The organism is Collinsella sp. LCP19S3_C9 (assembly GCF_052121575.1).
Classification (GTDB): Bacteria; Actinomycetota; Coriobacteriia; order Coriobacteriales; family Coriobacteriaceae; genus Collinsella.
The window spans coordinates 1-707 of record NZ_JBQKDZ010000040.1 but is presented as its reverse complement, the minus strand read 5'-3'; the positions used below and the strand labels follow the sequence as shown (position 1 = coordinate 707).

Sequence of the window (707 nt, the reverse complement as noted above, 5' to 3'; positions counted from 1 at the left end):
CACGCGGGACCGCCGCCGTCAAGGCGGAGGAGGGCGGGGACGACGTCAAGTCATCATGCCCCTTATGCCCTGGGCTGCACACGTGCTACAATGGCCGGTACAGAGGGATGCGACCCCGCGAGGGGGAGCGGATCCCGGAAAGCCGGCCCCAGTTCGGATTGGGGGCTGCAACCCGCCCCCATGAAGTCGGAGTTGCTAGTAATCGCGGATCAGCATGCCGCGGTGAATGCGTTCCCGGGCCTTGTACACACCGCCCGTCACACCACCCGAGTCGTCTGCACCCGAAGTCGCCGGCCCAACCGAGAGGGGGGAGGCGCCGAAGGTGTGGAGGGTGAGGGGGGTGAAGTCGTAACAAGGTAGCCGTACCGGAAGGTGCGGCTGGATCACCTCCTTTCTAGGGAGACACATTCTTAGAGAGAAAACACTTTAACTCGAATGGAGGGCAGGAGCCCGTCCGGTGGATGTCTGGCCAGGATACGTCCCCGCAGCACCCGGTCCCCGGGGTCGCACCCGCGTACCTTGAGAGCCGCATAGCGATAGGAGAGAGATGGAAGAGTATCCTCTTCCAGACTCGATTCTTTTCTGCGATTAAATCAAGAATGATAGCAATCATTCATCCGATCCAAACAAGAGGAATTCACTCATTGATGAGTGAGGAGCATCTGATCGCGAGCACAGTGGAACACGCTGTGCCGCGGTATGAGATA

General features: G+C 60.0%; 1 rRNA gene. It reads left to right on the top strand.

Features of this window, described 5'->3' with window-relative positions:
- Nucleotides 1–394 (top strand): 16S ribosomal RNA (locus tag ACTQXI_RS08890); the annotation flags it as partial.
- Between the last annotated feature and the right edge of the window lie 313 nt (nucleotides 395–707).